Origin of the sequence: Kluyvera sp. CHPC 1.2972, assembly GCF_036759925.1 — a bacterium.
GTDB lineage: Bacteria > Pseudomonadota > Gammaproteobacteria > Enterobacterales > Enterobacteriaceae > Kluyvera.
The window spans coordinates 1-16,326 of sequence record NZ_JAPKIB010000023.1; the positions used below are offsets into that span (position 1 = coordinate 1).

The following is a 16,326-nucleotide window of genomic DNA, read 5'->3' on the forward strand; positions in this document are numbered from 1 at the left end:
CATCAGCGTCCGCATCGGAATCTGCATCGGCATCAGCATCGGCATCAGCATCGGCGTCTGCATCGGCATCTGCATCCGCATCGGCGTCAGAATCGGCATCAGCGTCCGCATCGGAATCTGCATCGGCATCAGCATCAGCATCAGCATCGGCATCAGAATCAGTGTCCCCACCTACCTCATCAGATCGATCAAGAACCGTGAGTTCTTCTTCTATTGGCGTATGGGGGAAGTCGATACCCTCGGTGGGGTATCCGGCAGTGGGGTCGATTCTTTCTCCAGTCAGATCGAGAATGACGTGCGTGTGCGCGCCGCCGGCACCGGGTTCACCGCTACCGGAAGGGGATTGCGGGCCAGCAGCAGTGGCTTCAAGTATTTGCGTGGGGTCCTGGCCGTCAGCAATGGCTTGCTGGATGGCGGCGATGTCTGTTTGATCGGTCGCTTCCGGGGATAAACTATTCTGTGTGCTGTCCCAGTGGCTATCGCGACCGAGATCGAGGTTTTTTCCATTTGGGAGAGCAATGGTAACGGCACCGGTTGCGCCAGTTTCTATTTGCTCGCCAGCCAGGATTCGATCGCCTTCAGTCAGCAGTCGTCTGCTGCCATCTGGCGAAATAGCGAAAACCTGACCAATGATTGTTTTGATGGTTCCGGCTAGACCGTTCATCCACGCTCTCCTTCATTCCTACGGGTAATCCATTGACCACGCAAATATTGATTGAATACGGACAACTCGCCTTTACGCGCTACGCCGTTTGGCTTATATAATTAATATTGCTTATCTTTCATCGTTGTAATAACAACATTACGGATAGTTCGCGTTATTCTTATTTGAGAATAAAGTTGGCGGAAAGAATATTCTTTGATTTTAATGTTGTTTCAATGGAAATGTCTTGTAAAGAATTGGTAGGTGTAGACAAGGTTTGTGATGGTTTGAAGGCTAATTATATTTCAGGCACAAAATCATGTGCCTGAAATAGTGAGAATAAATGAGCGTTAAATCAATCTTTCATCGTCATCGCCGATGAGGCCTTCCAGTCCGCTCAGCGTTTGACGTGCCTGAGCACGGTTAAGCAGTTTGCTCTGCGCGGCAGGCGGCAGGTCGGTAATGCTGATGATTCCCTTGCTCATCAGCACTTCGATAAGGTCTTCCAGCACGCGGATCATGTTGAGGTCGCTCTGCTGCAACTGCTGTATTGTTGCTGCTCGAATGCTTTCCACTTTACGCCATTCGCTGATTTCCGCGGTGGTCTCTTCGCTCTGTTCGGTCATTTCGGCGAAGGCAACGGTCTCAACACGAACGATCCGTCCTTCACCATCACGTTCAATAAAGTGCATGGCTTCTCTCCTGAGAGTTAATGTAATGTGCTGGCATCGCTAAAGTAGCGGCCCATTGCGCCGTAGAGGCCGATTTTCTCCAGCACCGCCAGCTCACCTTCCGTTTCGACACGCTCGGCGATGAGCGGCAGATTAATCTGCCGCGTTGCCCAATAAATGGCCTCAATAAACAGTTTCTTATCTTCTTCTTCGTTGATGTGATGGATGTAGCCACCATCAACCTTGATCCAGGCAAGCCCCCATTGTGGCAGGTTGCCAATCAGATGGAAGCGGCCGCCAAAGTGCTGGATGCCCAGACCGCAGCCGAGATCCTGCAATTTTTTCACCAGAATGCTGACGCGATCTGGCTCTGGCAGTTCGTTTTCATCCAGCTCCAGCGTGAGCCGTGGTGCCAGGTGACGCGCGGTTTTCAACGGCTGGAGTAGCGCGTTCAGACTGGCGTCGTCTGCCACGCTCTCTCCGCTGATGCTGAGGGCAAACGCATCGGTGCTGTTTTCCATCGCGCGTAAGGTCTGTTTGAGCATCACGACGTCCATTCGACGGCCCAGGGCCAGGCGACGAACCCAGGGAATAAAGCGGCCCGCGGGGATAATCTCACCTTCTTCATCTTTGATACGTGCAAGTATTTTTCTATGTAGAACAATGTGTTGATTGTTGCATTGATATACCGGCTGTGAATAAAGTTCGAAAGCTTCTTTATCCAGAATAGCGCTCAGGCGTTTGTGCCAGTCGTGGTGATTTTCATCCGGCTCTTGTTGTGCCGCGAGATCTGGGTCGGCAAACGTGCGCATATCCGCTTCTGCCGCAACCAGAATCTGATCGGCCTGGCGCAGCAGCGTTTGTGGGGAATCACCGTAGTGGAAGGCCACTGCAGCGAAGTGGGCTACCGGGTTGACGTCGCTCAGTCCGGTGTCATACAGCGCTTTGAGCTGGGTATTGAGTGAGCTGGCGAAGCTATCCATCTCTTTGGGCAGAACCGGTGCGGTGATAAGGGCGAATTCACCGCCGCGTACGCGGGCGACAAAGCCTTCGCTGTGGAAAAAGCGCTGCTGAAGCGTGTCGAGGATCCCGGCGACGGCCTGCAGTAGTTTATCGGTATTGGCTCCGCCGAGGCGCTGGTTCAAGCCCATTAGATCCTGAACGCGCAGCACAATCAGATTGCCGTCGGCGCGTTCTTCATCGCTCAGGCGCGTCTGGAATTTAATATCAAACGACCGGCGGTTGTTCAGGCCGGTCAGGCTGTCGTTGTAGGCTTCCTGGCGTAGGGCTTCCGTGCGTTGCGCCTGCTCGCTGAACAGGGCTTTAAGTTGGGTGACCATCATGTTAGTGGCTTCTACCACCCGGCGCAGCTCCGGCGTTTTGGGCAGCGCAGGCAGGCTCAGGAATTCGCGACGGCTGATGGCCATCGCCTGTTCGACGATGTAGTTCAGTGGACGCAGGCGGTTACGTAGCAGGAACATCGCGCCGAGAATGCACAGCACGCTACAGCCCGTCAGCCATAGGAAACTCGCGACCAGCGTGCCCCACAGGCGTGCCAGGGCAAACATGGGGTGACTGATGACTTCAACGCGTGCGGCCTGCGTCCAGCCGCGCATGACCACGGCTTCGCCCTGACCTGGATTCAGGTGCACCAGACGAACAAACCAGCCCGGTACATTGGCGCTGGGTGGGATATTCTGGCGTTCAATAATCGGTTTGCCGGTTTTGATATCCACGACCTGGATGCGGTAGAAGTAACCGCTATCAAAAATCGAGTTCACCATCAGTTCTGTCATGACTGGGTCGTCGATATGCGCGGTCAACGAGAGGCCCAGCGCCGTGGCGGCATCCTGAGCATGTGCGCTTAACTGGTTGTGGTATTGCTCGCGCGAGCTTTCCAGTGTGGCGAAAAAGTTGCCGCAGAAGATCGTCAACGTAAACAAGCAGATGCCAATCAGTAGCTGTTTATAGAGGGACATGACCGCTTCCTATTCATTAATTACAAACCCTTCTGCACGCATCCTGGTGAGAAGATCCTGCCAACGAGAGAGCTTTGTACTGTCGCCGACGCGCTTGCTGCCGCTTGCCTGTGGGATCCACAAACCCTCACCGTTAAATGAATATACGGGGAGCAGGTCGCTACGGGCGGAGGCGGGCAATATGGCGGGCTTGAGGTTATCGAGAACCAGCGGAATTGCATCCGGGGTCGAATACCAGGTGACGACCATATGTGCCTGATTTAATTGTAATGCTTTAACGTAGGTAATTCTTAATTGACTGGCGGGAACGCCTAATTCACGTAGGGTGAAATATTTCGCCAGCGCGTAGTCTTCACAATCTCCCGCGCCTTTACGCAGGGCTTCTACCGGCGTTGCCCAATAATCTTCCTGGCCCCATACCGTCATATCATCAACAAAGCGGATCCGCGAATTAAAAAACTGGTTTACGCGGTTCAGTGTTGCATGAATATCGCCGGAAGGCGGTTGCTTTAATAACACTTCCCAGGCGTCGATATTACGCTGCGCGGTGGGCGTTGCCGGGCCGTAAAGCTGCCGGGTGCGGGAATTAATGGTATTAAAGTCCCAACCCGCACCGAGCTGCAGCGGAACGAACAACAGCAGCGTCAGGCATAACGATAGCCATCGCTTCCAGCAGAATACGCCAGGAAGCCTCATTTAAGGGATGCTCAGCTTCACGACGTTACGCCTTAATGCCGTGCTGACTACGCCAGCGCTTGCGGTAAGCAACATAGCCGGAAAGGTAATGCTCGACGTCATCGATACGCACCCGGAAGCTGTGGTGGCGAATAAAAAAGCTCCCCGCGATACGGGATGGGTTTTTGAAGAACATCGCCAGTTCGGGCCAGAAGAAGCCGTTTGCGAGATAGCGCGCTCGCGTCTCCAGCGCCAGATTAAATTTCTCCATATCGAACCCCTCCAGTAATTGGCGGTGCTCTGACTCGGCCAGGCGCGCCAGCATACGCGAGGCCGCCATCATCAATTCCAGCAGTGTGGGGTAGGTGGTGACTCGCTGAAGCACGAAATCCAGGTAATCACGAACGTTGTCCAGACCGAACTGATAGTAGCGCGCAAGCGGGCGGTACAGTGTGAGTTCGTTTACACAGTAGCTTAGCCAGTGGTCGTGGGCCTGCCAGTGTTTCTGTTCGATAAAGTGATCCATGGCGCGCTCAACGATGGCCAGCCAGCGGGGGGCTTTTGTCAGGCCATACAGACGCATTAATGCGAAAGTGGCTTCGCCATCGTAATAGATGATGCGGTGCTCGGCCTTCAGCGACAGGTCGGCGGCGTGCAAAACGTGGTTAAAACCACCGGTATCCGGCTTCTGCATAAAGCCGATACCATTAGCCAGGCGCTGCATCTGCGGGAGGTAACGCTCATCGCCGGTTAGCTCGGTGTACTTGACCATCGCCAGAATACAGACCGCATTACCACCCAGCTTAATCTCGCCGCCCGTGTCAATCAGGAAGTCAGCCTCGCTGCCGTCCGGGAGCGTGCGGGTGGCGATAAGCTCGGCCGACAGATCATGCAGCGCGCGTTCAATGGCCGCAAACTGGGTTTTATCCTGCGTGACTTCCCAGCCTTCGAGCAGCGCGTAGGTTGAGCTGGCATGGCGCAGGGCGTTATAGGTTGGGATCGCGCGGTCGAAGCACGGGAACCAGCCGTAATGGTAGCGGCCCGATTTTTTTACCTGGCGCGCCAGATAGTCGGTGGCGGAGAAAATCATCGGCTCCAGCGCCTCTTCCTGCCAGTGCGGCAGTTGGCGATAGCCGGAATTACGGCCGTTAGATTCGATGGGATAGACCTTTTCGCCATCACAGAACACGCTGCGGGTGTTGAAGCGCCAGATAAGCTGTTCCGGTTTATCCGGCCAGCGCAGCGCGTGACCGAAACGCCAGCGTGCGTAGTGCGCCAGATTGGCTGCATTAGGCGTCGCCACCCCTTCGCTACCGTGATACAGCAGCGCGTTGGCGTTAATTTCTTGCTCAAGAATGGGCTGCGTAAAATCAGGTGTGAAGCTCAGGCCAAAGCGGAAGTAGTTACGTTTGGTCTTACTGAGTTTATCCTGCAGTTCATCCCATCGCAGGGTCTGAATTTTATTGACCAGATCGGCACGCAGCCAGATCAATGGCCGCGACTGTTCGCTCTCCCAACGCTGTAAATCGTCTACCGCGCGCAGCCAGGCTTCCTCCAGCGAATGACCGCAGGCATAAGCAGTGTAGGCGCGTTCCTCGCCATTGCTGGCGCTGAGAAAGAGGATGTAGCCGGGGAATGGCGATGGTTGTACGGCAATATCCAGTTTGTCGACCAGAGGCCGGGTTTGCGCAAGTAAATAGCCGAGTGACATTTATTCTCCTTGTTGCCCTCGTCAGTCCCTGTACATAATTCTTTGGCGTCAGAATAACATTATGTTAGACAATTTGTGTATTCTGACAAAAATGTTTATTTGTTACTTGAGGGGGGGATAAAAGTGCGCAGATGGGGAGCCTGGTTTGTATTATTTCTCAGTATCTCCTTACCCATATGGGCATCGACTCCACTTTTCTGGAATCAATTGGCGGTAGAGCGTAATTGTCCGCTGAATCAACAAGCCGTGTGGGTCAATTACGATGGTGGGCATGATTGTATTCGCTACTTTCCAGCAGGGGATCTGCAGGGGGCTGCCAACGTGCTGGTGGTGCTTTATGGCGACCGTGACTCTCTTATGCGGCGTGACCCGGCCACGATTGCTGATAACACGTTAGAAGCGCAAAACCAAAAAGCACAGCAACTGTCGAAAAGAGTCCGGCTGCCGGTGATTATTCTGGCGCGGCCTGGTACCTATGGTTCCAGCGGTAATCATGCCCAGAGACGCCAGCGCGCCGAATTTTTGGCAATTGATGCGGCGCTCACGCGGTTACGTGAACAGTATGGCATTCAAAAATTTATTTTGTCAGGTCATAGCGGCGGCGCGACTGCTGCTGCCGCGGTCATGACGTTGGGCCGCCAGGATATCAGCTGTGCAATTCTTAGCTCCGGGGCTTATGGGTTATTGGAACGAGCGGCACGTTTACGTGCATTGCGTGGTGAACCTGGTCAGCCGAATAAAGATCTTACCGGGTTCGCAAATCCATATGACCCTCTCGATTATATTATGAATATCACCAAAGACGCTAAGCGTCATATATTAGTGATAGGTAATTTGCAGGATCACGTTACACCATTTGATTTACAGGTTAAATTTGCTGCTGCTTTACGTACCCAAGGTCATTGGGTGTCCTTAATAGAATGGCCTGCTATCGCCCCCCAATTTCATAACCTTAAATCAAATATGTTGCTGCATAATTTACAGCAATGCACGTTATGATACCGCGATAAATGGATGAGCCTTGCGATTATAAGGGAGCTAAAATGCAACATAATAAAGTACAGGGATGGCAAGCAGAGGAATTAGCCCAGCTGTTAAATGGACGCTGGACAGTCATGCCATCTGACGATTGGTTTGCTGATGATATCGCGCTCAGAACCTTTGATCTTAAGCAGCCGGGCCACCGCTATTTGTTGGTGGCGATCGACTCCGACACCTGGCATAAAGGTTCGGGCAATATGGGGATTTACGCTGGCTGGAAAGATACCCACGAGATTTTACAGCACCACCATGAAAAGTTCTGTGGCGCTATTGTGCAGCGATTTGTCCCCGAACTGCCTCCTGAATTTCCCCAACTGGTCGTCGATAACTCCTATAACGTGCTGAACGTGCTGGCTGATGAAGCTCGCCGCCGAATGCACGGAAAAGTGGTGGCGGTGACCGGCACTGTAGGGAAATCATCGACCAAAGATTTACTGAATATGTTGCTCAGCGAAGAGGGAAATACCATCTCCACGCGCGGTAACCATAATACGCGTACCGGGACTGCGGTGAGTCTGGCTCGCTGCATTACCGACCCGGATTATGTGGCGTTAGAGGTGGCTATTTCTGCGCTGTGGATTGAGTCGCTTGGGATCGGCGCGCGGATTAAGGCCGATGTGGCGATCATTACAGAAATTGGCTTAACGCAGGTGAGCCACTATGTAAAAGGGGTTCGAGATACCGCCCGCCACAAGGCCCGCTTGTGTCAGGGCATGAAGGCTGGCGGCTATGCGGTTCTGAACCGGGATATGGATGACTTTGATTATGTTCGCCAGACGGTGATGGAATACGGTGCTCGGGTAGTGACTTATGGTTTTCTCCCGCAGGCAGATATTCCGATTGTCAGTTATCAGCCAGATACGTTAGGTTCGGATATCACGATCCTCATCAATAATCAGCCCATATCTTACCGCTTGAACGTGCCAGGGCGCGGTATGGCTGGCAATTCAGCGGCTGTTTTAGCTGCGGTATCTCTGCTGGGCGTAGATGTGCACGCTGCGGCCAAAAGAGTTTCCTGGTTCCGCAATGTCGCTAAGAAGCTTCAGGCCGAATCCCTCCGTCTGCCCAAAGGCGGCATGGTGACGTTGATTGACGATAACTACAATGCGGCGCTGATCTCAATGAAGAATGGCCTTGAGGTGGCGGCACTCTATCCGCGCGGTGAAAACCAGCGACGCATTGCGGTGCTTGGTCGCCTGGCGACGTTAGGTGAACTTGCAAAGGTGAGCCATGAGGCGCTGGCAGCACCGCTTCTCGAATCTGGATTTGATAAAGTTTATATGCACGGCGAAGAGATGCTGGCGCTGAAAGAGAAATTGCCAACGCAGATGATTGGCGGCTACTTCACCGATGTCGACAGCATGGCTGATAAAGTACTTGCTGAATTACGTGATGGCGACGTGGTGTTGGTGAAAGGAAGCGTCAGCGATTCTGACTTCCATTTGATCATCGGCAAAATGAAAGCCCGCCTGCAGGCATCTGTTGTGCCATTGGGCAACGACACCGCAACGTTGTTGGTGAATCTGAGCGACGGTACCGCTCGGTGTGCTCAGAATAACTATAAAACGTTCAACCCTCGCCATTTAAGCCATTTGCTACTGACCACGGCGCTCGCCGAGGGCGTGGTGGCAAAAAGGTATCGGCTGGGCGATGCGGTGCAGACGAAGGCCATTGCAGATACTGTTCTTCAGCAGGGGCCTGCGCTGGGCGTAAAAGAGGGTCAGCAAATGAGCGTGAAGTCGCTGCTGCAGGGGATGCTGATTGCTAATGCGCGCGATGCTGCAGTCAACCTTGCTGAACATCTGGCAGGCAGCGCCGCCGACTCTCTGGCGACGCTTCCTGCCTTAATGGCACGGGCGGGAATGCAGAAAAGTACGCTCAATAACGTTGCAGGCCGAACCAGCCAGGGGCAGCGGACGACGCTGGACGATCTCGTCTCGTTGGTGAGTTATTTTTATCGTACCTTTCCGCATTTTATGCACTGGTTCTCGGACGTTGAGGCCGATATCGGCGGTTCTCTCTACAAGAAGAATAATAATATCCAGGCCGAAGGCCGCGCGAGCTACAGTTTTGCCTCAGGCGGTTCACCGTGCTGGGGTTTTGCTATTCGGCGTCGCGATAACGACCTCTGGCTCGCTTGCGCTGCTGGGGCGAAAGATGCCTTCCATCTGGATTATCTGTTGGATGGCCTACTGGCGGGCGATGCAGAAAAACCAACACCGGCGGAGGTTACGCTACCGCCTATAGCGTCGCCGGCGACGATTACCTTGGTAGGCGATACCTATTTTGGCGAGTGGTACAGCGCTCAGCGCGCGAAACGCGGAGTGGATGATGCGCTACAGCACTATGGTTACGACTATTCGTTTCAGGGGATTGCGCCTCTGCTGCAAGGCAGCGACTACACCATTGCGAACTTTGAAGCTGCACTGGCTTATGAAAGCGACGATGGTCTGCAGGGGCGTAAACCCTTCTGCCTGCTGGGCGATCCACTACGTACGGTTGCGGCACTTAAAAAGGCGGGCATTGATGCGGTGGCATTAGGCAATAATCACGTCATGGATGCTGGCGTGGCGGGGGTGAAAAGTACGCTGAATGCACTGCATGAAGGCGGTATCGTCAGCTTTGGCGCCGGTATGAATGCGCAGCAGGCGGAAGCACCGTTGACCTTAAAGGTTGGGGGGCGGACGTTTAAATTTTACAGCGCCTATTGGTATCGCCGCTATATGGAGCAGGACTGTGCGTTCTATGCACTGCCGCGTCGTGCGGGAGCCGCTTGCCTGAGTGGCGGTCTGCTGGAGCAACTGCGTCAGGATAAATCTGGTGATGAACCGGTCACGACGGTCGTAATGGCCCACTGGGGACAGGATTATCGCTGGACGCTGCCGCTGCAAAAACAGCTGGCGAAACGGCTGGTGCAGGCTGGGGCGGATCTGATTATCGGTAGCGGTCCGCATATGCTGGGTGAATTTGAGCGACTTGAAAACTGCTGGGTGGCTTATAGCATCGGCAACGGTGTATTTAACAGCAACGGCGAATACCGGCAGCGTGGCGTTCCAGCGTTTGGCTTTATCACCCGTTTATGCATTGGCGGGCCGCAGCCGCAGCTGCAGCTGCATCCTATCTTCACCAATAACCCGGAAACCTTCTGGCAGCCTCGACCCGTAACGGATGATGAGTTTGAACAGGTGATTACGGTGCTGAAAGCGCAGGGCGTAGCGTTTAGTGAGGATGGCGCGCGGGTTGAAATGCTCGCCGAAGGACGTCAGGCGATTATTTTGCCGCTGGGCGGGAATTTTGCGGCGGCTTAGCCAGGATCGTGCGAGGGAAGGTGCGGCGCTTAATCCCGATGCAGCAGATCCTGATAAATCCCGGTTAACACCCCATGAGGGCCAAACTCCCGTTTGATCCACTGCGTGACCTGGCCGTTGGCTGAGTGCTGGGTCGCCAGCAGCATGCGGGAGTCCTGGCGCGGGTTGTTGATTTTCCGGGTGACCAGCAGCGACTGGGCTTCCGCGTCGCGCACCATGTAATCTGGCAGAAAACCAATCCCTTCGCCGAGGATCTGGCACTCGCACTTGGTGTTGAAGTCCGGCACCAGAATCGACTCCTGCCCGTGCAGCAGCCAGCCAACCTTTTTATTAATAGTGTGCGCGGTGTCCTCCACCATGATGTTGGGGTAGAGGCGCAGCTGGCTTTCGGCAATGGGCTCCGGCATAAACGCCAGCGGGTGGGACGGGGCGATGGCAAAGGCCCAGCGGATCGCGCCAATTTCGGTGTAATCAATACCGCCGCCGTCGAGCAGGGTATCCGGCGCGCCTATGGCGATGCTGGCCTGATTATTGATAATCGAATCCCAGACGCCGTTGTAGACCTCGGTGGTGACGGTTATCTGGCAGGTGGGGAACTGCTTTTTCAGTACCTGCAGCAGGCGGGCGGTGTGCTTTGGCGTGTAGAGTAGCTGATTGATACAGATACGCACCCGCGCTTCAATGCCCTGGGAAATGGTGTCGATGCTGCGCTTGATGGCGTGAAAGTCATTGAGTAAGTCGCTGGCTTTGCGAAAGAAGTAGCGCCCGGACTCGGTCAGCTCAATGCTGCGGGTGCTGCGGGTAAACAGCACCACGTCGAGGCCCGTCTCCATACGTTTGATGGTATAGCTGATAGCGGAGGTGGTGAGGCCCAGCTCCTCCGCCGCCTTGCTGAAGCTGCCAAACCGCGCGGCGGTGGTGAATGCCAGCAGATTCTCTTCCGTAAAAATTGAGTTCATTCACCTGCTCCTCGGTTCAGCTATTTATCGGACCTCTTTAATGAATTGAATGTATTGGTTGAAGTGATTGTTGGGCAACTATTTTTGAATAACTTTTAAAACCCGCCTACGCGGCCTCTTTCGAGGTGGCCTCGCTCAGCTTGCGTCCGGTATATTCGGAGATAATCCCGACGCAATTTCCCGCCAGAAAGCCCAGCAAGGTGACCCACCAGTTCATCCCGGTGGCGAAAAACAGCGTCATGCCGAGAAAGCCGCCGGGGATAAACGAGGTGAGCCAGAATCGCCCCTGCCAGACCACCACGGCAGAAAACGGCACCGTCATGACCACACCCGCCCAGAAGGGCGACAGGCCGCTCACCGACGCTAGCCAGCCGGAGGCCGCCGCCGCGAGAAACGCCCAAACGGCGCCGGAGTAATTGACAAAAAGGCTCTTCACAAAACCTGCCTTGCCGCCGCCCGCCGCATAAAAACTGCAGAACGCCACAAAGCCAATCGTACCTAATAATTCCCAGCCCGGGGCCAGCCCAACCTGCGAGGACACCATCTGCCAGAGACCTGCACACACTCCAACGGTAATGCCCGTAGCGGTGAGTCCGTTCATCGTTGTTTCCTCTCATCTAGTGGTTACGCACTGAAACTATATAGAAAGAAAACCCGATTGAGTTAAGGGGCATAGCGACAAACAAATAAACGGTGCACTACCGCACAGTCTGTATCGATTATTAAATTAAATTCACTAATCAAGCAGGTTATGGCGAATAAAATTTAAGCGGGTTCTTTTCCGGTTATTTCGTTGCTATTCTCATTTCATCGAAAACAGCCACAAAAAATCAGGGGATTTGACATGACCAACAACAATCTGATTGCTGACTATCTATTGGCTGCGCAACAAGGCGAACTAACGAAATTAAAATCCTGCCTGCATCAGGGCGTCGATATTAATGCCTGTAATCGTCAGGGGCAAACCGCCATTACGCTGGCGAGCCTGAATAAAAAATATGATTGCGTGGTGGCTTTGCTGGATGCCAGTGCAGATATTAATAAACAGGACCAGACCTGCTTAAACCCTTTTTTAATTAGCTGTCTGAATAATGATTTAACGCTGCTGCGTTTACTGTTACCGGCCCGCCCGGATTTAAATCGCTTAACCCGTTTTGGCGGTGTGGGGCTGACGCCCGCCTGCGAAAAAGGGCACCTTGAAATCGTCAAAGAGCTATTGCATCGCACCCACATCAACGTCAACCACACCAACTTTGTTGGCTGGACGCCACTGCTGGAGGCCATCGTGCTCAACGACGGCGGTGAAACTCAGCAGACGATTGTCGGCCTGCTGCTGGAACACGGCGCTAGCCCGCACATGACCGACAAATACGGCAAAACCCCGCTGGAACTGGCGCGGGAGAAGGGTTACGAAGAAATTGCCCAGCTGCTGATAGCCGCCGGCGCGTAACAGAGGAGACGCGCTATCGACACCCCAATACGGCGGTGTGTGCAAGCGCTAACTGCGGATGAACACTTTCTCTCGGAGCGTGGCTCTGGTCGGGTCGAACAGGTCTTTTCCCGGGCGGTAAACCTTTATCTCCCGGCGCAGCAGCGGCTGCTGACGCTGTTGTGCGACGCGTACGACAACGCCCCGAACAGTTGTAGGTTAGCACTTGCTCACTTTGATGGCCTGTTCCGGCCCGGTGAGACGGTTCAGTTTCACCCAACAGGGATAACGGTTGGCGAGGATAAATGGCTGGAGACCGCCTCTTGCCAGCGCTGGCAGCCAACGATACCGCAGCTTAACGCCGAACAATTCCGCCAGATTCCCTGGCTGCGGTGGCACGACGAGATTCATCAACAATTACAGGATAACCAGACGCTGTTTCTCTGGCGCGGCGATAACCCGTTTTATCAGGCTATCTCCGAGGCATTACAGCAGCGACGACAGACATTATTTAATGCGTTATTACAGGGCCGGGAAATAACGTCGGCAGTCGCCAATATGGTGGGTTTAGGTATTGGCCTGACGCCGTCAGCGGACGATTATTTAGTGGGGTTAAGCACCGTTTTATTTATCGACGGCCACCCGGCAAATAAATATCGTGATGCATTTTATTCTGCACTCGCGGTGGCGCGTGACAATACCACTTTATTAAGCGCCATTACGCTGGAAGCGGCTTTTTCCCAGCGCTATCGCGAAACGATTTTCGGGTTTATTAACGGCATGGTTAATGAACCGCAACATATTTCTACCCAGACTATCGCCAGTATTAAAAATATTGGCTCCAGTTCCGGCTGCGACATGCTTTATGGCATGGCGGATGCCTGCGCGCTGAGCCAAGCCTATGGAGGGAGTTATGTCAGTCAAAATAGTGATTAAGAAGAATACGTATTTTGATTCGGTCTCACTGATGTCGATTTCCACGCGCGCCAATAAGATCGACGGCGTTGAGCAGGCGTTCGTGGCCATGGCCACCGAGATGAACAAAGGCGTGCTGAAAAACCTCGGACTGTTAACCGCCGAGCTGGATGAAGCAAAAAACGGCGACCTGATGATCGTCATCAACGGCAAAGACGGCGCGGACAACGAGCAGACGCTGGCGGCCATTGAAGAGTTGTTCACTAAAAAAGCGGAAAGCGGCTCGCACGAAGCGCACTACGCCACGCTTGCCAGCGCCAAAAAGCACGTGGCGGACAGCAACCTGGCGGTGATTTCGGTCAACGGTCTGTTTGCCGCCCGCGAAGCGCGTCAGGCGCTGCAAAACGACCTCAACGTGATGCTGTTCTCCGACAACGTCACCATTGAAGACGAACTGGCGCTGAAACAGCTGGCGCACGAAAAAGGGCTGCTGATGATGGGGCCGGACTGCGGCACCGCGATTATCAACGGCGCGGCGCTGTGCTTTGGCAACGCAGTACGCCGCGGCAACATCGGTATTGTTGGTGCATCCGGTACCGGCAGCCAGGAGTTGAGCGTGCGTATTCATGACTTTGGCGGCGGTATTTCGCAGCTGATCGGTACCGGCGGGCGCGACCTCAGCGAGAAGATTGGCGGGCTGATGATGCTTGATGCCATCGGCATGCTGGAAAACGACCCGGAAACCGAAATCATCGCGCTGGTCTCTAAGCCACCGGCGCCGGCCGTGGCGCGCAAAGTGCTGGAACGTGCTCGCGCCTGCCGTAAACCGGTGGTGGTCTGCTTCCTCGGCCGCGCTGAGTCACCGGCTGACGAGCAGGGCTTACAGTTCGCTCGCGGCACCAAAGAGGCGGCGCTGAAAGCGGTGCTGCTAAGCGGCGTAAAGCAAGAGTCGTTAGACCTGCATCCGCTGAACGACGCGCTGATTGCTGATGTGCGTTCACGCCTGACCTCGCAGCAGAAGTACATTCGCGGCCTGTTCTGCGGCGGCACGCTGTGCGATGAAACCATGTTCGCAGTGATGGAAAAACACGGCGACGTCTACAGCAACATTCAGCCTGACCCGGCCTTCCGCCTGGCGGACATCAACCGCAGCGTGAAGCACACCTTCCTCGACTTCGGCGATGACGACTTCACCAACGGCAAGCCGCACCCGATGATCGACCCGACCAACCGCATCAGCCGCCTGATTCAGGAAGCGCGCGATCCAGAGGTGGGTGTGATCGTGATGGATTTCGTGCTGGGCTTTGGGTCGCATGAAGATCCGGTAGGTTCAACGATCGAGGCGATCAACGAGGCGAAAGCGATCGCCGCCGCCGATGGCCGTGAACTGGTGATCCTCGCCTACGTGCTGGGGACCGATCTCGACACGCCGTCGCTGGAAAAACAGCGCCAGATGCTGACCGACGCGGGCGTGGTCCTCGCCAGCAGCAGCACCAATACCGGCTTGCTGGCGCGTGAATTTATCTGCAAAGGGGAGGAAGCCTGATGAGCCAGTCACTGTTTACCCAACCGCTGAACGTCATTAACGTCGGTATCGCCATGTTCAGCGATGACCTGAAAAAGCAGCACGTCGCCGTCACCCAACTCGACTGGACGCCGCCGGGGCAGGGCAATATGCAGGTGGTGAAGGCGCTGGACAGCATCGCCGATTCCCCGCTGGCGGAGAAAATCGCCGCCGCCAACCAGCAGGCGCTGGAGCGCATTATTCAGTCTCATCCGGTGCTGATTGGCTTTGACCAGGCCATCAACGTGGTGCCGGGCATGACGCCGAAAACTATCCTCCACGCGGGCCCGCCGGTCACCTGGGCGAAAATGTGTGGTGCGATGAAAGGCGCGGTCACCGGGGCGCTGGTGTTTGAAGGGCTGGCGAAGGATATCGATGAAGCGGCGGTGCTCGCGGCTTCCGGCGAAATCACCTTCTCGCCGTGCCACGAGCACGACTGCGTCGGTTCGATGGCGGGCGTCACCTCAGCCTCGATGTTTATGCATATCGTTGAGAACAAAACCTACGGCAACATCGCTTATACCAACATGAGCGAGCAGATGGCGAAGATCCTGCGCATGGGGGCCAACGACCAGAGCGTGATCGACCGTCTGAACTGGATGCGCGACGTGCAAGGCCCGATGCTGCGTGATGCAATGAAGGTAATCGGCGAAATCGACCTTCGCTTAATGCTGGCTCAGGCGCTGCACATGGGCGACGAGTGCCACAACCGCAACAACGCGGGCACCACGCTGCTGATTCAGGCGCTGACGCCGGGGATTATTCAGGCGGGTTACTCCGTTGAGCAGCAGCGCGAAGTGTTTGAGTTTGTCGCCAGCAGTGACTACTTCTCCGGCCCGACGTGGATGGCGATGTGTAAAGCGGCGATGGACGCGGCGCACGGCATTGAATACAGCACCGTGGTCACCACCATGGCGCGTAACGGCGTTGAGTTCGGCCTGCGGGTCAGCGGCCTGCCGGGGCAGTGGTTCACCGGCCCGGCGCAGCAGGTTATCGGCCCGATGTTCGCCGGTTACAAGCCGGAAGATTCAGGTCTGGATATCGGCGACAGCGCGATTACCGAAACCTACGGCATCGGCGGTTTTGCGATGGCAACGGCCCCGGCGATTGTGGCGCTGGTGGGCGGCACGGTGGAAGAGGCTATCGACTTCTCCCGCCAGATGCGCGAAATCACCCTCGGCGAGAACCCGAACGTCACCATTCCGCTGCTCGGCTTTATGGGCGTGCCAACGGCTATCGACATTACCCGCGTTGGCAGTAGCGGCATTCTGCCGGTGATCAACACCGCCATTGCCCATAAAGATGCGGGCATCGGCATGATTGGCGCCGGGATCGTTCACCCGCCGTTCGCCTGCTTCGAAAAAGCGATTCTGAGCTGGTGCGAACGTTACTGCGCCTGACGTTGTAGCCCGGGCGAGGCGTTTACGCCGA

The 16,326-nt window shown here is 55.1% G+C and carries 12 protein-coding genes and 1 pseudogene; 6 read left to right on the forward strand and 7 right to left on the reverse strand.

The genetic code is table 11. The features are described 5' to 3' along the window. The 5 genes and pseudogenes from V6944_RS21695 to V6944_RS21715 form a co-directional block, all read right to left on the reverse strand. The coding region (locus V6944_RS21695; RefSeq protein WP_333500485.1) for a retention module-containing protein at window positions 1-664 on the reverse strand (664 nt) is incomplete at its 3' end. 329 nt (window positions 665-993) lie between these two features. After that, entirely contained in the window at window positions 994-1,335 is a 342-nt protein-coding gene (locus tag V6944_RS21700) for a tryptophan synthase subunit beta (RefSeq protein WP_333500486.1), read from the reverse strand. A 17-nt stretch (window positions 1,336-1,352) separates the two neighbouring features. Further along, a complete protein-coding gene (lapD, locus tag V6944_RS21705) occupies window positions 1,353-3,293 on the reverse strand; it encodes a cyclic di-GMP receptor LapD (protein ID WP_333500487.1) in 1,941 nt (646 codons plus the stop codon). A 9-nt stretch (window positions 3,294-3,302) separates the two neighbouring features. Continuing rightward, window positions 3,303-3,989 (reverse strand): cysteine protease LapG, encoded by a 687-nt coding sequence (lapG, locus tag V6944_RS21710; protein WP_333500488.1) that lies wholly within the window; start codon window positions 3,987-3,989, stop codon window positions 3,303-3,305. A 58-nt stretch (window positions 3,990-4,047) separates the two neighbouring features. Beyond that, window positions 4,048-5,679, reverse strand: a pseudogene (locus tag V6944_RS21715) (Mur ligase); the annotation flags it as partial. Between the two features lie 207 nt (window positions 5,680-5,886). On the opposite strand from V6944_RS21715, the gene V6944_RS21720 reads away from it, so the two are divergent. Beyond that, on the forward strand, window positions 5,887-6,678 hold the full coding sequence (locus tag V6944_RS21720; RefSeq protein WP_333500490.1) for an alpha/beta hydrolase family protein: 792 nt from the start codon (window positions 5,887-5,889) through the stop codon (window positions 6,676-6,678). 44 nt (window positions 6,679-6,722) lie between these two features. Beyond that, window positions 6,723-10,028: a CapA family protein gene (locus tag V6944_RS21725; protein WP_333500491.1), complete on the forward strand. Its 3,306-nt coding sequence runs from the start codon at window positions 6,723-6,725 to the stop codon at window positions 10,026-10,028. A 29-nt stretch (window positions 10,029-10,057) separates the two neighbouring features. On the opposite strand, the gene V6944_RS21730 is transcribed toward V6944_RS21725, so the two are convergent. After that, complete coding sequence (locus V6944_RS21730; protein ID WP_333500492.1) at window positions 10,058-10,987, reverse strand: LysR substrate-binding domain-containing protein; 930 nt, start codon at window positions 10,985-10,987, stop codon at window positions 10,058-10,060. 106 nt (window positions 10,988-11,093) lie between these two features. Further along, a complete protein-coding gene (locus V6944_RS21735; protein ID WP_185669271.1) occupies window positions 11,094-11,588 on the reverse strand; it encodes a DUF1097 domain-containing protein in 495 nt (164 codons plus the stop codon). A 243-nt stretch (window positions 11,589-11,831) separates the two neighbouring features. Between V6944_RS21735 and V6944_RS21740 the strand changes: the two genes are divergently transcribed. Genes V6944_RS21740 through V6944_RS21755 form a run of 4 tightly spaced genes read left to right on the forward strand, consistent with a single transcriptional unit; the run spans window position 11,832 to window position 16,295 of the window. Beyond that, the gene (locus V6944_RS21740) at window positions 11,832-12,437 is read left to right on the forward strand and encodes an ankyrin repeat domain-containing protein (RefSeq protein ID WP_333500493.1); all 606 of its coding nucleotides are present in this window, start codon (window positions 11,832-11,834) and stop codon (window positions 12,435-12,437) included. 39 nt (window positions 12,438-12,476) lie between these two features. Next, on the forward strand, window positions 12,477-13,352 hold the full coding sequence (locus V6944_RS21745; protein ID WP_333500494.1) for a DUF2877 domain-containing protein: 876 nt from the start codon (window positions 12,477-12,479) through the stop codon (window positions 13,350-13,352). After that, window positions 13,330-14,877, forward strand: coding sequence for an acyl-CoA synthetase FdrA (gene fdrA, locus V6944_RS21750; protein ID WP_333500495.1), 1,548 nt, complete (start codon window positions 13,330-13,332; stop codon window positions 14,875-14,877). Before V6944_RS21745 ends, fdrA begins: the two co-directional genes overlap by 23 nt. Continuing rightward, the gene (locus V6944_RS21755) at window positions 14,877-16,295 is read left to right on the forward strand and encodes a DUF1116 domain-containing protein (RefSeq protein WP_333500496.1); all 1,419 of its coding nucleotides are present in this window, start codon (window positions 14,877-14,879) and stop codon (window positions 16,293-16,295) included. Before fdrA ends, V6944_RS21755 begins: the two co-directional genes overlap by 1 nt. Window positions 16,296-16,326 lie beyond the last annotated feature (31 nt).